Origin of the sequence: Vibrio sp. 10N.286.55.E10 (assembly GCF_002872555.1) — a bacterium.
Lineage (GTDB): Bacteria > Pseudomonadota > Gammaproteobacteria > Enterobacterales > Vibrionaceae > Vibrio > Vibrio crassostreae.
Genome location: NZ_MCSD01000061.1, coordinates 35,876 through 51,841, shown reverse-complemented (window position 1 = coordinate 51,841; position 15,966 = coordinate 35,876). Strand labels below are relative to the sequence as shown.

The following is a 15,966-nucleotide window of genomic DNA, read 5'->3' as shown; positions in this document are numbered from 1 at the left end:
AAACTCAAGGCAATAAAAAAGCAGAGCTCACAAGCTCTGCTTTTTTCTGTCTAGAGCCAAGAGCACTAGATATAAAGTAGCGATAATCTGTTTACGATTCGAGTAATACCGTTGCCACAGCGTAGTGACGCTCATCCGAGATAGTCAGATGAATCGATGTTGTGCCATTCGCCTCTGCGATTTCACGCGCTTTTTTATGCAGGCTCAGAACTGGCTTACCATGCTCATCGTTTGAAATCTCAAAGTCGTGGAAGGTCACACCCAGCGCGATCCCCGTGCCTAACGCCTTAGATGCCGCTTCTTTGGCAGCAAAACGTTTTGCAAGGTAACGCCCTTTTTGCTTCAGTTGCTGGAATACTTCAAATTCAGAATCGGTCAAAATACGCTGAGCAAAAGCGTCACCACTTCGTGACAATGCCTTTTCAACACGTTCAATTTCTGCGATATCTGTACCTAATCCAACAACAGCCATGTTTACCCTATTACCAAACTTCTATCTATTAATTCTACTAATTAGTCGCTTAAGACTTAACGCTTACTGTTTAGAAAACTAAGCGTTGTTGCGTGCTGTTTCCATCACGGCTTTCATGTCTGCAACGGCTTTGTTCAAACCATCAAACACTGCACGTCCCATGATTGAGTGGCCGATGTTCAACTCGTAGATCTCTGGAAGAGCCGCAATCGGTGCGACGTTGTGGTAAGTCAGACCATGACCCGCATTGACTGTGATACCAAGATCGTCCGCGTAGCTTGCGCCTGCAGCAATCTTTTTCAGCTCGTCTTGTTGGTCTTCTTCTGTTTTAGCATCGGCATAATGGCCAGTGTGCAGTTCAATGAACGGTGCGCCACACGCTTTTGCTGCATCGATTTGCTCACGGTCAGCATCGATAAACAGAGATACTTTAATGCCAGCAGCAGACAGTTTTTCCGTCGCCGCTTTGATCTTTTCAAGTTGACCAACCACGTCCAAGCCACCTTCAGTGGTCAGCTCTTCACGCTTCTCTGGAACCAGACAAACAAACTCAGGATTAGTATCGAGGGCAATTTGAACCATCTCGTCCGTTACTGCCATCTCCAAATTCATACGAGTTTGAAGTGTTTCAGCTAGAATACGCACATCGCGGTCAACGATATGACGACGGTCTTCACGCAGGTGAATAGTAATACCGTCAGCACCCGCACGTTCAGCAATTTCAGCTGCGTGTACTGGATCTGGGTATTTAGTACCACGTGCATTACGTAGTGTTGCAATATGGTCGATATTAACGCCTAAAAGGATTGAGCTCATTTTCCAATACTCCGTGCTCTAGAGAGGGCTATTGTTGGCATAAATAGCTCTCTACTTTTTAATGGTTTGCCGCCAAGATACGGCTTTAAGGCTATGCGTGTAAAGCGTTTTGCCGCTTTTAACTGCTCTTTAGTGATAAACCTACGTTCACTGATTGCGATTAGTTCATCGCCCATAAAAGTAAGGTTGTCTCGACGCACCGAAGCGATGAAACCTTTCTGCTCTCGATAGCGATAAGTCATGCTCGGATCAATCGCTTCGCCAGTACCCGCGCAGTGTAAAAAGTCGACGCCGTAACCCATAGCGGATAATAGAGCCAACTCAAAGCGACGCAGTGCTGGCTCAGGGTTTTCATTATGCGCCAGCTCTGTTAAAGCATGAAGATAGTCGTGAAAAAGTGCTGGCATCGGCACTTCAGCCATCAATACGCGACCAATTAACTCGTTCACATACATGGCTGAATACAGATTGATACCGGCGAGAGGAAGCCCCAAGCTAATAGGTTCAGCTTGGCGTAAGGTTTTCATCGAACCATTACCAGACCACTTAAGCAGTAGTGGCGTAAATGGTTGTAGTGCACCTTTCAAATTGGAACGCTTGCTGCGAGCACCTTTAGACATCAACGTCACCCGACCGAACTCTTCACTGAAGACGTCCAAGATCAGGCTCGACTCACTATATGGTCGACGGTGCAACACAAAGCATCGCTGTAACCCTTCGCTCAATCACTTACCCTTATTACAGATACAAAAAGAGAGAGTTCGCACTCTCTCTTGGATTTATCTTCAGTTCAACTTTCTTAATCTCAGAAAGTGACGTTCAATATATTATAGATCGTCGATGTAGCCTAACGAGCGAAGTGCACGCTCATCATCAGCCCAGCCAGATTTAACCTTGACCCAAGTCTCTAGGTAAACCTTACGGCCGAACAGTTCTTCCATATCGATACGCGCTTCACGACCAATCGTTTTGATCTTCTCGCCCGCTTTACCAATCACCATTTTCTTCTGACCTGTACGCTCAACAAGAATCAGTGCATTGATGTGGAAGCCATCGTTATCTGGGTTGTAATCGAAACGTTCGATTTCAACCGTTACCGAGTAAGGTAGTTCGTCACCCGTAAAACGCATCAGCTTTTCACGGATAATTTCAGATGCCATAAAACGTTGCGAGCGATCCGTCACATACTCTTCAGGGAAATGGTGTGTCGCTTTAGGTAAATGTTCACGTACGTGCTTACGCAGTACATCAATGTTTTTACCTTGCTTCGCTGAGATTGGCACAACGTCAATGAAGTCCATCTTCTTAGAGACTTCCATCATGTGCTGCATCACGTTAGTACGGTCTTGAACGTTATCTACTTTGTTGATACAAAGTACAACTGGGAAGTCAGTCTTCTTCAGTTTGTTCAGAACCATCTCATCGTCGTCAGTCCAGTGAGTACCATCAACAAGGAAGAATACTAGGTTCACATCACTCAATGAACTGTTCGCCGCACGGTTCATCAAGCGGTTAATTGCACGCTTTTCTTCAATATGAAGTCCAGGAGTATCAACAAAGATCGCTTGGTAATCACCCTCAGTTTCAACGCCCATAATACGGTGACGTGTCGTCTGTGGTTTACGTGATGTAATAGAAATCTTCTGACCCAGAATATGGTTCAGAAGCGTCGACTTACCTACGTTTGGGCGACCGACAATAGCGATGAAGCCACAGTGTTGGTTTTCCGGTAGGCCTGTTTTTTTGCTATCAGATGAAAAGAATGCATCGATATCGAAATCTTGGTTGTTATCAGACATTGCTTAGTTGCTCTAATGCTGTTTCAGCAGCCGCTTGTTCTGCCTTGCGGCGGCTAGTGCCTTTACCGATAACAGGTTTATCCACACCTGCCACTTCACACTCAACCGTAAACTCTTGGTTGTGTGCTTCACCTTTAATATTAGTCACTGTGTAGACAGGCAGAGGATTTCTTCGACCTTGCAAAAACTCTTGTAGGCGAGTTTTCGGATCTTTTTGAGATACTCCAGGCTGAATAGCATCTAGGCGAGATTGGTACCAGCTTAAAATAATGCCGCGAACCGTCTCGGTATCACTATCTAAATAGACAGCACCGATGATCGCTTCAACCGCATCCGCTAGAATAGAATCACGACGGAAACCGCCACTCTTCAACTCACCTGGACCTAATTTTAAGTAATCTCCTAGTTCGAATTCACGACCTAGTTCTGCCAATGTATGACCACGTACTAATGTTGCACGCATGCGGCTCATATCACCTTCGTTTACTTTAGGGAAACGGTGGTAAAGATCATCAGCGATAACAAAACTTAAAATTGAATCGCCCAGAAACTCAAGACGTTCATTATGTTTACCTGCGGCGCTGCGGTGAGTCAGCGCCAAGTGGATAAGATCGGCATCATTAAACTGATAGCCAATCTTTCTCTCTAGTTTATCAATTGGAGAATTCATGCTCTCTCGATGTGTTAATTGATCGATTAATGAATCCCACCGATGCGATTAAAACGCACACCAGTAGGAATCCATGTTGGAAGTACACTGTCTGAACCGCGTTCGAATTCGAAGCTTATCCAAATAGCAACGGCCTTACCAACAAGGTTTGCTTCAGGGACAAAGCCCCAGTAACGGCTATCAGCACTGTTATCACGGTTATCACCCATCACAAAGTACTGGCCTTCTGGAACGACCCACTCGTTAACACCATTGCGAGGCTGATATGCTTGCACACGATCACGGCGTAATGGGTTAACTAAAATTTGGTGCTCAACATCTCCAAGCTGTTCATTCAGCTGAATCAGAGGCACACCATCTTGAATAAATTGGCTCTCTTCAACGTGACTTAGTTTCACTGGTTCACAGCTACTTGTACCCTTCGCCTGAATACAGATCTCTTTACGACTGCTGTAGCGAATAGTGTCACCTGGCATACCAACAACACGCTTAATGTAGTCGATGTTTGGCTGAGGTGGGTACTTAAATACGATTGAATCACCGCGTTCTGGCTTGCCTGTTTCTACCAATTGAGTGCGCCATACTGGGTCTTTTAGACCGTACGCGTACTTCTCTACCAAGATAAAATCACCAACCAAAAGGGTTGGCATCATCGAGCCTGATGGGATTTGAAACGGTTCATAGATGAATGAACGCAAGATCAAAACAAATGCAATTACCGGGAAAATGGACACACTGTTCTCAACCCACCAAGGCTGAGCCGTAACTTTTGCGCTGGTTTCAGCGTCTAGGCCATTCGATTGTGCTTCAACGTCAGCAAGCTTTTGCTGGCGCTTCTTCGCCCACACAAACTTTTCCAACGCCCATACAATGCCGGTCACTAGAGTTACGATCACTAAGATAAGCGAAAATGTATTAGCCATTGATATCCCTTAAATTTCATTTCTTTAAAAATAACGAAAGTGAAAGAGCATAACTCTTTCACTCTGCTTAATATTTCTAATTTGTATCAATCATGCTGACTAAATGCTGGGAAGATTACGCAGGAAAAATCGTTTAGTTCGAGGCGCAAAGTGCAGTGACTAGTGGGCCTAATTGCAATCTTTGCAACAAAGAAATAAACGATTTTAACCAGTAATATTCAGCAGATAGTTAGTGCGATTGATACCTAGTCTTTACCAACATGAAGAATTGCTAAGAATGCTTCTTGAGGCAGTTCAACGTTACCGATCTGCTTCATACGCTTCTTACCTTCTTTTTGTTTCTTAAGAAGTTTCTTCTTACGACTGATATCACCACCGTAACATTTTGCGATTACGTTCTTACGCAGTTGTTTTACTGTAGAACGAGCAATGATGTGGTTACCAATCGCTGCTTGAATCGCGATATCGAACATCTGACGAGGGATGAATTCTTTCATCTTCTCTACCAGTAGACGACCACGAGACTGAGCAATATCTTTGTGCGTAATGATCGCTAGAGCATCAACCGTTTCGCCATTCAGCAGTACGTCTACACGTACCATGTTTGATGGCTCGTAACGTTGGAAGTTGTAATCCAATGATGCGTAACCGCGAGACGTTGACTTCAGACGGTCGAAGAAGTCGAGAACTACTTCAGCCATAGGAAGATCGTACGTCACAGCAACTTGATTACCGTGGTAAACCATGTCTACTTGTACGCCACGCTTCTCTACACACAGTGTGATTACATTACCTAGGTAATCCGAAGGTACCAGGATATTACAGCGTGCAATTGGTTCACGAATTTCTTCTAGGTCATTAACCGCTGGCAGTTTAGCCGGGCTATCAACGTAAAGAACCGTTTTATCTGTTTTTACAACTTCATACACTACTGTTGGTGCAGTCGTGATTAGGTCTAGGTCGTATTCACGCTCTAGACGCTCTTGGATGATCTCCATGTGAAGCATGCCTAAGAAGCCACAACGGAAACCAAAACCAAGTGCTGCTGAACTTTCTGGTTCAAAGAACAATGACGCATCGTTCAGGCTTAGCTTGCCTAACGCGTCACGGAAGTTTTCGTAGTCATCAGATGATACAGGGAATAGACCTGCGTATACCTGAGGCTTCACTTTTTGGAAACCAGGCAGACGTTCAGTGCTGCCGCCTTTTGCAAGCGTCAACGTATCACCAACTGGTGCACCTAGGATGTCTTTAATACCACAAACAACCCAACCTACTTCGCCAGTATTTAGCTCTGTCGTGTCGATTTGCTTAGGCGTGAAGATACCTAGACGGTCAACACCCCAAACTTGGTCTGTCGACATTACTCGAATCTTGTCGTTCTTCTTCAGCTTACCGTTTTTAATACGAACCAAAGAAACTACGCCAAGGTAGTTATCGAACCAAGAGTCAATGATCAACGCTTGTAGAGGCGCTTCAGGATCACCTTCCGGTGGTGGGATAGCCGTTACGATGTTTTCTAGAACATCATCTACGCCTAAACCTGTTTTAGCAGAACAGCGAGTCGCTTCCATCGCATCGATGCCAACGATCTCTTCGATCTCTTCAGCAACACGCTCTGGTTCAGCAGCTGGTAGGTCAATCTTGTTCAAGATTGGCACTACTTCCAGCTCCATTTCGATTGCTGTGTAACAGTTTGCTAGAGTTTGTGCTTCAACACCTTGGCCTGCATCCACTACAAGTAGTGCGCCTTCACAAGCCGCTAGAGAACGAGATACTTCGTAAGAGAAGTCTACGTGTCCAGGAGTGTCGATAAAGTTAAGTTGGTAAGTTTCACCATCTTTAGCTTTGTAATCTAAAGTCACACTCTGCGCTTTAATTGTAATACCACGCTCGCGTTCTATATCCATAGAATCGAGGACTTGAGCTGCCATCTCACGTTCACTTAATCCTCCACAAACTTGGATTAAGCGGTCAGAAAGGGTCGACTTACCGTGGTCGATGTGGGCGATAATCGAAAAATTACGAATGTGCTTCATAGGCTTGGTGTGACTAAACTCTTTGAATAGGGATAATAAGAAAGCCGCGACACGTCCAATCTACAGTCAGCATTGGTGGCGGCATTTCAATCAAGTTGGCAGATTCTACCCAATTTAAGGGCAAGAAGCATCATAAATTAGACGAGAGACTCACCAAGGATTCGAATCAAGACGACTTCTTGCTTAGATTTGTCTTCCATGGGTTTGGCTAACCGCTTCGCTAAGGCAATCCCACCAGCAGTAAACAGTGCTGCACTTAAGATAACAATGCCCTCGCCCCCTTGAAGTAAGGGTTGCAACAAGAGTTGTCCAAAACCAGCACCAATCATCAACATGAAAAGTGGGATCAGATAAACGATCGCCGCCGACTGAAGTAGGCTTTTTTCTGGAAAGCCAATTTCTACGATTTGTCCTGCTTTGACTAAGCTTTTGGTTTTAAGCTGCCAAAACAAAGATTTATTGCCAACAGCCTTAGTCACAATACCTGTTCCGCAGCTTTTTTGAGAAGAACAACTGCTGCAACTGGTTTGTTGCTCGCAGCTCAGTTGAACAAAATATTGCTTACCTTTTTGTTCAACCGAGCTAACGGTCGCCAGCGCGGTCATCATTGCGCTGGTTCCAATTTATTAAACGTAACTGATTGAGCAATACGTTTGGCGGTTGCTGGCGGAATATCACCAACCACAGAAATTTCTTTATCGCCAATCACTAAGCTGTGTAAGGTTCTGCGTCCTTGGCGTACCAATTGCCCTTTCAATGAATGCTCGTCTTTATCGGCGATATAAACCGAAAAGCTAAACAATCCATCACTGAAAAGCTGACTTTCAACCATTTTATCGGTCGCAGCCATTTGATAGCGGCTAAGCTCTTTTGACTTAAACCCTTCAGGAATCCAAGACGCTTGCCAGTTAGTTTCACTCACTAAGCCTTCCGGCAGTGATAAGACTTTTGGTAATTGAGCTTGGTTCAAGCCACCCATCGCCTCAGCAATCTTGTCGTTCACCACGTAAGAGATCGTGCGGTACTGTTCAAGCACTTCGCCATCACGGTCCAAAAGGTCGGCACGCAAAGGAAGGCTTGTTTTCTCGTCTACCCAAACCACGTAAGAATAGCGAAGGCCATCTTTCGGCACGACCCGCAGTACTTGAGTAGTGCTGCCCGCTTCACGAGAGCGCCCAACTTTTACGAAGTCGTAGTACTGATTCAGTGATTCGATATCTCTATTAATCATCGGAATAACAGGTGCAACCATACTGCCAGACTGAATCGTAAATGGCTCTGTACCCGGTTCGATGTAGCTAACTTCATTGCCACGTCGAATGACTTCACGAACAGGGCCGCTTAGGTAAACAAGGTGTGCAAGTTGTTGGTCGTCGTTAACTGCATGGCGATAAACAAGAGGTTCAATACTGCTCTTCTTTATCAATATGTAGGAGAGTTCGTAATTTAGATGCTGACTGGCCTCGTTCATTTGATGCAACAAGGCCTTTGCAGTGGTTTCCTCTGCAAAGGCTGTTGGAGACATCAAGCTGAACAGTGTCAGTGCACTGACCAGGATTTTCTTCATTCAATGTCCGATTCTAGATGTGCATCTTGCATTGGCGATGCATCACTGTTTAGTCTTAGCTGAAGCTCATAATCTTCTAGCATTGCATGAACGCGTTTACGCTGCTCTTGCAAGTTAGCTTCCGATGCCGGCTTCTCAACAGAGTCACGCGTTAAACTTACTGGTTCCGCAGAACCCGCAAATGGAATCGTCTGGAGTACAGGCAACTGCTCTGGAGCTGCAGGGTCGCTGCCACCATATTGTTGAACACCTAATACAACCGCCAATGAAACACACGCTGCTACGGCAACTTGTCCAAACTGTTGTAACCAAGCCGGAAGCTGACGCTTCGCTTGCTGAGGTTTAGGCTGCTCTTCAATTGGAGCAACAGTAGGTTCAACATTCACTTGGTGCAGGTTCGGCATTGCACTATGTGCAGGCTCAGCTTCAAGCGCTGCTGCCACATTGTTAGCAATGTTCCAATCTTGAGTTTCTGGCGCATCCCCACGCATAACATCACCAATTAAATGGTAACTCTGCCAGGTATCCATGCTTTCTTGATCAGATTCAAGATCTACAATGAGAGCTTTATCGATCGTTTCACCATCCATGAGTGCCGAAAGCTTTTCTTTATCAGCCATTATTTTCACCATAATTATTACAAGTTCTAGCGTTGCAAAAGAGGTTTGATTTTCTTTTCCACTGCTTCACGAGCTCGGAAAATACGCGAACGTACGGTTCCTACAGGGCAATCCATTACTTCTGCAATCTCTTCGTAGCTCAAACCTTCGAGCTCACGCAACGTCATTGCAGTTTTTAAGTCTTCTGGTAACGCTTCAATCGCTCCAAAAACGACTTGTTTCAATTCTTTTGACAGCGTTAAGTTCTCAGGGTTCGATATTTCTTTTAACGCGCTGCCTGTTTCGTAATATTCTGCATCTTCTGCATCTACATCGGTTGCTGGCGGCCTACGGCTTTGGGCAACGATATGATTTTTAGCGGTGTTCACGGCAATTCGGTACAACCATGTATAGAAGGCACTCTCGCCACGAAAGTTAGGTATCGCGCGGTAAGCTTTAATAAAAGCTTCTTGTGCTACATCAGGTACATCACCGGAATTATTCACGTATCGAGAGATAAGATTACAAACTTTGTTTTGATACTTAACCACTAGTAAGTTAAATGCCTGCTTATCTCCACTCTGAACTCGCTCAATCAACACTTGATCGGTTAGCTGCTCGTTCATTCGAGCGGGTACTCCTATTGTTATAACCCTTACCTTCGCAGATATGGGTACTAATTATGCGAAATGTAGTATTGACACCACCGTCTACAAGAGCACTATTGTGACTAAGCCAAATACCGAAAGTTCCAACTTTCTTAAAATTATTTGCCATTATTGTTTCACAATGTGATGTAATAAAAATAGCTATCCCTATCAATTTGGGGAAACTTGAGCAAAAGCAATGGTATTGAGCAATTAAATATTTCTAGATAGCTGTCTATATATTGATTTTGCATAGCGTTTAAGGATGACTCTGGAGAGATTATAACAGTCTTACCCAAACTCCTAAAACAAGACAAAGTCAATTGAGAGTGGACAACTCGACTATAGCCCGGGATTTAATAAGTTTTATGAACGCAAACCGTGAACATCAGTGTGATGTATTAGTGGTAGGAAGTGGTGCGGCAGGCTTGTCATTAGCCTTACGCGTAGCAGAACATGCAAAAGTAATTGTATTAAGCAAAGGACCACGCAGCGAAGGATCGACGTATTACGCACAAGGTGGTATCGCCGCGGTGTTCGATGAGTCGGACAGTATTGAGTCTCATGTAGAGGATACTCAAATTGCTGGGGCTGGGTTATGCGAAGAAGATACAGTTCAATTCATTGCTGAAAATGCGAAAGAGTGTGTGCAATGGCTGATTGATGGTGGTGTTCCATTTGATAAAGATGAAAACAGCACAGAAGGCCAACCAAAATATCACCTCACTCGTGAAGGTGGCCACAGTCACCGCAGAATTCTGCACGCTGCCGATGCAACGGGCATGGCGATGCAAACCTCACTACAAGATAACGTCAACAACCACCCAAATATCGAGATCTTCGAGCGCCACAATGCGCTGGATTTGATCACTGAAGATAAGATTGGTGGTTCAAAAGACAAGGTGATCGGTGCCTACATTTGGAACCGTAACCAAGAACACGTTGAAACCGTGCGCGCTAAATTTGTTGTATTAGCAACAGGCGGCGCTTCAAAGGTTTACCAATACACCTCTAACCCAGATGTCTCCTCAGGTGATGGTATTGCTATCGCTTGGCGTGCGGGTTGTCGTGTGGCAAACCTTGAGTTCAATCAGTTCCACCCAACTTGTTTATTCCACCCAGAAGCGCGTAACTTCCTACTGACGGAAGCACTGCGTGGTGAAGGTGCTTACTTGCGCCGCCCAGATGGTTCTCGTTTTATGAAGGACTTCGATGAGCGCGGTGAGCTGGCTCCACGTGATGTGGTTGCTCGGGCAATTGACTTCGAAATGAAGCGCTTGGGTGCCGACTGCATGTATGTTGATATCAGCCACAAGCCTGAAGAATTCATCACAACGCACTTCCCAATGATCCATACTCGCTTGATGGACTTGGGCATCGATATGACCAAAGAGCCAATCCCTATCGTACCTGCCGCTCACTACACTTGTGGTGGTGTCATGGTTAATAAGCAAGGTCAAACCGACCTGACTAACTTGTATGCGATTGGCGAAGTGAGCTATACCGGCTTGCACGGTGCAAACCGTATGGCTTCTAACTCACTGCTTGAGTGTGTGGTTTACGCATGGGCAGCAGCAAAAGATATCGTTGAGAACATCGACCAATCTCAATTGTGTGCTGAACTGCCTGCATGGGATGAAAGCCAAGTAACCAACAGTGATGAAGAAGTTATCATTCAGCACAACTGGCACGAGCTACGTCTATTCATGTGGGATTACATGGGCATTGTTCGAACGGATAAGCGCCTTGAACGAGCACTGCGCCGTATTCAGATGTTGCAGCAAGAGACTCATGAGTACTACAGCTACTTCAAAGTTTCGAATAACCTATTAGAACTGCGTAACTTGCTACAAGTGGCTGAGCTAATGGTTCGCTGTGCAATGCAACGTAAAGAGAGCCGCGGCCTACACTACACGTTGGACTATCCAGAACTTGCAGAAGACAGCGGCCCAACGATTCTGACGCCAGAAAAGCGCCAATCATAATTATGGGTTAAGCGTGCTTAGCTAATTAGTCGTCAGCGAAAAGTAATTAAACGAAAGGGAGCCGAGTGCTCCCTTTTCTTTTGTCTAATGCTTTCTTTTATCTAATACTTTGGCTGACCTAGCACGCTCGTTGTAAGTTTGCCAGAAAGTGACGATATTCATTCTCGCAACAGCTGTCGCGCCAAAGCAATACCGAGTACCCACACTCAAACTGCAATTTAACAAAGAACTGCGCCCAGATCTTATCCACGGACTTTAGAATATAACGTCGGTCATTCAATCGGATCTCACCATCTTCTTTATAATCAAAACGACCATGAGCACTATTCAAAATCAGATGGTTAGTTTTAAACAGATGGATCAGCAGTGCTAAACAATAAAGGCTAGCGGCAAGTGGAATAGAAGATAGGACGATGAAAAACAAAAGGCACCCGAAAACAGTGCCTTTTGTGAATAATGCGGAATATGAAGGGTTAAGCTGGAGCTTAACGAACCTTGCTGAGGTTGTGTGCGACAATTTTATCAACCATTGATGCATGACCTAGGTTTTCACTGCGTCCGTGTCCCATCACCCAAGTAAACAAATCTGGGTCATCACACTCTAGTAGAGAAACAAACTCGCGCTGTTCCTGCTCTTGCAATGAATCAAAACACTCTTCGAAAAATGGCATGATGACTACATCAAGTTCTAACATGCCGCGACGGCAACCCCATTTAATTCGTGCTTTCTGCTCTGCAGTGTACATTGGCTATCCTCACCTATAATTTTTCTTTCTCGGAGTGTAACAAGTCATACGCCCTGCAACTACTATGTGAGTCACAGTCCCTATCTCAGCTCACAAAAAAACCTAAGCTGACAAAGAAACAGAACCGGATTAACATAGAGCCAAATAAAATTCTTAGGAAAGATAAAATGGATTGGAAAAACACATTTCAGCCACTCGCTCATACACAAAATGAATCGCTTCCAGAACTGATGATGACACACGTGTCAGACTGGAGTGCAATCACCATGATAGGCGATGACAAAAAGTCGTACCTGCAAGGTCAAGTAACGTGCGACGTGGTGACTCTTCCTAATGATGAATCCACATTAGGCGCGCACTGTGATGCAAAAGGAAAGGTATGGAGTATCTTTCGTTTGTTCCACCACAACGGTGGCTACGCACTCATGCAACCTAAATCTGCGATTGAAGTCGAGCTCGTTGAAATCAAAAAGTACGCCGTGTTCTCTAAGGTCGATATCGAGCAAACGTCTGACGTTGTTATCGGTGTGATCGGCGCGTCTGCAAATCAATACATTGATTCGATTTCAGTAAGCCAAGGTAATGTACGTGTGATTTCTGGCGGTACGGCCGTTTTAGTATCAGACAACCGCTGGGCTTTACTTGTTACAGAAGAAGCCGCTGAAGCCTTGGTATCAAACAGCGCTGCGGAGAAAGTATCAGAAGCGTTATGGCAGTATCATGAAATTATTGATGCTCAGCCTCACCTATCGAAAGCAGAGCAAAACGAACACATCCCTCAAGCGCTTAACCTGCAAGCGATTGGCGGTATCAGCTTTTCAAAAGGCTGTTACACAGGTCAAGAAACGGTTGCTCGTGCCAAGTATCGTGGCATGAACAAGCGTGAGATGCGCATTGTGTCGGGCACAACTGCGGACGTATTGTCTCTAGAGAATCCTATTGAACTAGAGCGTAGTGTTGGTGAAAACTGGCGTGGCGCAGGCCGACTATTAAACGTATATCAATTTGCTGATAACCAAGCGATTGGTTTAATAGTATTACCAAACAACCTGGATGACGATGTTCAGCTTCGATTGACTGCGCAGCCTGATCAAGGGTGGAATATCCTGCCACTGCCTTACAGCCTCGAAGACGAGTAACCACGTGGAAACACTGATTACACAATGGCTGGATCAACAGCAGGTGAAGTATCGCCTGCTGATGCAAAGTAAACCCACCACCAGCATCGAAGAAACCGCGCAAGAGCGAGGCATCGACCCATCTCAAATGGTCAAGTGCATCCTGCTCAAGGATATGGGTAATCAGTATGCACTGGCCTGTACTGCTGGCGATCGTTCTGTCGACCCCAAGAAAGTACGCTCGGTGCTGAATTGCCGTCGGATGACCTGCGTGTCGCTCACTGATGTTGAAGCGATCACTGGCTTTAAAGTGGGTTGCGTTGGTCCGCTCGCTCTCAAGAGACACATGCCGATCATTTTTGATCCTTCCATTCAGAACAACTCGACCGTAACCATTAGCTCGGGTGTTCGAATGGCTGGCGTCGCACTTGATCTCGAAGATCTTATGGCGTTATGTGCACCGACCGTCGCAGATATCAGTCGATGATCGTTTCGATCAGATCATGCTTCGCAAACTTCATTTGAATATTTCATTGAGTACATTTTTTGTGTGAACTTCGTCATAAGAAGAACACACCATTAGTAAATAGTTACTCAAAATAAAAGCATAAGTAGTCACAAAGTTAAATTTGCGTTATTGTGAATTTACTGACTAGCTATTAAGCAAATCAGTACAAGTGAATCCACTGAGTAATATCAGTATCCACTTTTGTGTAATGCATCTGTGACTATTCGCCCGTTTTAGACGGGCTTTTTTTTGTCAGAAATTTACAATTTGATTACACAAACAAAAAAATCCCGCCTATTCTTATACTTGTAACATTATCACTGCTTAATACCGAACAGGAAAGTTCACGTCAGTTCACTACTCAGTATTATTTTGGGGAGGAGCTCACGTAAAAATAGATATTTACTGAAGAAAGTGCTTAGAACAGCACAAATATCTAATTAACGTCAACTCTACTGCATATTACTCCATGCTTATCACAATTATTATCTCGGAGTTTTTCTATAATATGCAGGCTAGGTAAATATAAGGATAATAAAAAATGAGACTGTTTAAGCGCTATACACCGAGTATGATAGCTAAACATGTAAGTCGACTTTTCAAAGGACGAATCTACATTTACGGCGTAGGAAAATTTGAGTTTGATAACGGTAAGCTAGTGCTACCAGACCGAGCAGAAAAGCGTCACTTTCAAACAGTGAAAGAAATAAATAGTGAAATCATGAAACTGCGCTGCGCGTACGCATGACCTGATTATCTACAGAATTAAAAACAAAAAGGGTTGGCATCATGCCAACCCTTTTTTCATCCCAATGATTAGACAAATCACCAGAACACTATGTCACTATCGATGAGTCACTGGGCGCTTAGCTAAGTCAGGAAGATTGCCAGATAAACCCAGTGCGCGCTTCATGATCTCATCTTTCGCACCCGGTAATTGACCTGCTAGCTTCATACCGATACCACGAATCAGCTTCTTAGCTGGGTTATCGCCTTCAAACAGATCTTTAAAGCCCTGCATTGAAGCAATCATTTTCGCCGCCTCTGCTTTTCTCCAGCGCTCGTAGCCGCGAAGATTACGCTTGGTGCCAATGTCCTCACCCGCAGTCCATAGCTTTAACAGCTCTTGTGCTAAGCTTGCTGCGTCTAATAGACCAAGGTTAACGCCCTGCCCCGCTAATGGATGAATGGTATGAGCAGCATCACCAACCAAAGCCACACGCTCTACCGCAAAGTCACGTGCATAACGCATGCGTAGTGGGAATGCAAAACGGTCACCAACCACTTCGCATAATCCAAGCTTTGAGTCGAACTCTGCCGTTAGCTGCTTATTAAAATCAGTATCCGACATGGATACCAACTTCTCGGCACGATTTGGTTCCGTAGACCAAACAATCGAGCTCATGTGGCTTGGTTGCATTGGTAGGAATGCCAATGGGCCTTGAGGTGTGAATATTTGACGAGCAACGCTGTGGTGCGGCTCTGTGGTTTTGATGTTCGCGACAATCGCACTGTGTCCGTAATCCCAATGTGTTAATGGGATATCTTGCTGCTTACGAACCCAAGAGTTTGCGCCGTCTGCTCCAACAACTAACTTAGCTGTCAGTGCTTGACCATTGTCCAATGTTAACCAAGCTTCACTTTCACCAATCGCCATCGTTTTACACGTTGCGGGCATATACAGGCTGACGTTGTCTTGCTTCTTAACCTGATCAAGCAGCGCTAATTGAATCACACGGTTTTCAACGATATGACCCAAGTTCGGCTGAGCCAAGCGTGTCGAGTCAAACTCAATACGGGCAAAGCTGTCTTGCTCCCACACTTCCATCGCTTGATACGGTGCTGCACGTCTTTGTTCGATACCTTGCCATGCACCTAAGTTGCGAAGAATCACTTCACTAGAACGACTCAACGCGGATACACGTACGTCAGGCAGCTCACTAAGCCCTTCACTGGGAGCTCTACCTTCAATGACAGCAATTCTTAGGTCACTGTCTTTCAGGGCAGCAGCAAGCGCTAAGCCAACCATGCCACCACCAACAATCGCGATATCAACACTTTGCATCATTATTTATTA

Annotated in this window: 18 protein-coding genes; 4 read left to right on the top strand and 14 right to left on the bottom strand. The window is 45.0% G+C overall.

Annotated features, from left to right (window positions below; all coding sequences use genetic code 11):
* Window positions 1–91: 91 nt before the first annotated feature.
* The 11 genes from acpS to rpoE all read right to left on the bottom strand — a co-directional run bounded on the left by acpS (window position 92) and on the right by rpoE (window position 9,511).
* The gene (gene acpS, locus BCV39_RS22845) at window positions 92–472 is read right to left on the bottom strand and encodes a holo-ACP synthase (RefSeq protein ID WP_017059039.1); all 381 of its coding nucleotides are present in this window, start codon (window positions 470–472) and stop codon (window positions 92–94) included.
* A 78-nt stretch (window positions 473–550) separates the two neighbouring features.
* A complete protein-coding gene (gene pdxJ / locus BCV39_RS22840; RefSeq protein WP_048664490.1) occupies window positions 551–1,288 on the bottom strand; it encodes a pyridoxine 5'-phosphate synthase in 738 nt (245 codons plus the stop codon).
* Window positions 1,285–2,013, bottom strand: coding sequence for a DNA repair protein RecO (gene recO, locus BCV39_RS22835; protein WP_048659398.1), 729 nt, complete (start codon window positions 2,011–2,013; stop codon window positions 1,285–1,287). The genes pdxJ and recO overlap by 4 nt, the downstream gene beginning before the upstream one ends.
* 102 nt (window positions 2,014–2,115) lie before the next feature.
* Window positions 2,116–3,087: a GTPase Era gene (gene era, locus BCV39_RS22830; RefSeq protein ID WP_017059042.1), complete on the bottom strand. Its 972-nt coding sequence runs from the start codon at window positions 3,085–3,087 to the stop codon at window positions 2,116–2,118.
* The gene (rnc, locus tag BCV39_RS22825) at window positions 3,080–3,757 is read right to left on the bottom strand and encodes a ribonuclease III (RefSeq protein WP_017059043.1); all 678 of its coding nucleotides are present in this window, start codon (window positions 3,755–3,757) and stop codon (window positions 3,080–3,082) included. The genes era and rnc overlap by 8 nt, the downstream gene beginning before the upstream one ends.
* A gap of 26 nt (window positions 3,758–3,783) precedes the next feature.
* Complete coding sequence (gene lepB, locus BCV39_RS22820; RefSeq protein ID WP_048659399.1) at window positions 3,784–4,680, bottom strand: signal peptidase I; 897 nt, start codon at window positions 4,678–4,680, stop codon at window positions 3,784–3,786.
* A gap of 245 nt (window positions 4,681–4,925) precedes the next feature.
* Complete coding sequence (gene lepA, locus BCV39_RS22815) at window positions 4,926–6,719, bottom strand: translation elongation factor 4 (RefSeq protein WP_048615653.1); 1,794 nt, start codon at window positions 6,717–6,719, stop codon at window positions 4,926–4,928.
* A gap of 137 nt (window positions 6,720–6,856) precedes the next feature.
* Window positions 6,857–7,327: a SoxR reducing system RseC family protein gene (locus BCV39_RS22810; RefSeq protein ID WP_048605807.1), complete on the bottom strand. Its 471-nt coding sequence runs from the start codon at window positions 7,325–7,327 to the stop codon at window positions 6,857–6,859.
* Window positions 7,324–8,286 (bottom strand): sigma-E factor regulatory protein RseB, encoded by a 963-nt coding sequence (gene rseB / locus BCV39_RS22805; RefSeq protein WP_048659400.1) that lies wholly within the window; start codon window positions 8,284–8,286, stop codon window positions 7,324–7,326. Before rseB ends, BCV39_RS22810 begins: the two co-directional genes overlap by 4 nt.
* On the bottom strand, window positions 8,283–8,906 hold the full coding sequence (locus BCV39_RS22800; RefSeq protein ID WP_048659401.1) for an RseA family anti-sigma factor: 624 nt from the start codon (window positions 8,904–8,906) through the stop codon (window positions 8,283–8,285). The genes rseB and BCV39_RS22800 overlap by 4 nt, the downstream gene beginning before the upstream one ends.
* Window positions 8,907–8,932: 26 nt before the next feature.
* The gene (rpoE, locus tag BCV39_RS22795; protein WP_008223963.1) at window positions 8,933–9,511 is read right to left on the bottom strand and encodes an RNA polymerase sigma factor RpoE; all 579 of its coding nucleotides are present in this window, start codon (window positions 9,509–9,511) and stop codon (window positions 8,933–8,935) included.
* A 389-nt stretch (window positions 9,512–9,900) separates the two neighbouring features.
* Between rpoE and nadB the strand changes: the two genes are divergently transcribed.
* Window positions 9,901–11,517 carry an L-aspartate oxidase gene (gene nadB, locus BCV39_RS22790; RefSeq protein ID WP_019826282.1) on the top strand — a complete coding sequence of 539 codons (1,617 nt, stop codon included), beginning with the start codon at window positions 9,901–9,903 and terminating at the stop codon, window positions 11,515–11,517.
* A gap of 118 nt (window positions 11,518–11,635) precedes the next feature.
* Here nadB and BCV39_RS23510 read toward each other — a convergent pair whose 3' ends face one another.
* On the bottom strand, window positions 11,636–12,055 hold the full coding sequence (locus BCV39_RS23510) for a protein YgfX (protein ID WP_347230992.1): 420 nt from the start codon (window positions 12,053–12,055) through the stop codon (window positions 11,636–11,638).
* A complete protein-coding gene (locus tag BCV39_RS22780) occupies window positions 12,003–12,263 on the bottom strand; it encodes a succinate dehydrogenase assembly factor 2 (protein WP_004735374.1) in 261 nt (86 codons plus the stop codon). The genes BCV39_RS23510 and BCV39_RS22780 overlap by 53 nt, the downstream gene beginning before the upstream one ends.
* A gap of 167 nt (window positions 12,264–12,430) precedes the next feature.
* Here BCV39_RS22780 and ygfZ point away from each other — a divergent pair, with 167 nt between their 5' ends.
* The 3 genes from ygfZ to BCV39_RS22765 all read left to right on the top strand — a co-directional run bounded on the left by ygfZ (window position 12,431) and on the right by BCV39_RS22765 (window position 14,637).
* The gene (ygfZ, locus tag BCV39_RS22775; RefSeq protein WP_102431722.1) at window positions 12,431–13,402 is read left to right on the top strand and encodes a tRNA-modifying protein YgfZ; all 972 of its coding nucleotides are present in this window, start codon (window positions 12,431–12,433) and stop codon (window positions 13,400–13,402) included.
* A 4-nt stretch (window positions 13,403–13,406) separates the two neighbouring features.
* Window positions 13,407–13,868 (top strand): YbaK/EbsC family protein, encoded by a 462-nt coding sequence (locus BCV39_RS22770; RefSeq protein ID WP_102431721.1) that lies wholly within the window; start codon window positions 13,407–13,409, stop codon window positions 13,866–13,868.
* A gap of 562 nt (window positions 13,869–14,430) precedes the next feature.
* A complete protein-coding gene (locus tag BCV39_RS22765; RefSeq protein WP_009847660.1) occupies window positions 14,431–14,637 on the top strand; it encodes a DUF1107 domain-containing protein in 207 nt (68 codons plus the stop codon).
* A 96-nt stretch (window positions 14,638–14,733) separates the two neighbouring features.
* Here BCV39_RS22765 and BCV39_RS22760 read toward each other — a convergent pair whose 3' ends face one another.
* Window positions 14,734–15,957 (bottom strand): FAD-dependent 2-octaprenylphenol hydroxylase, encoded by a 1,224-nt coding sequence (locus tag BCV39_RS22760; protein WP_019826275.1) that lies wholly within the window; start codon window positions 15,955–15,957, stop codon window positions 14,734–14,736.
* Window positions 15,958–15,966 lie beyond the last annotated feature (9 nt).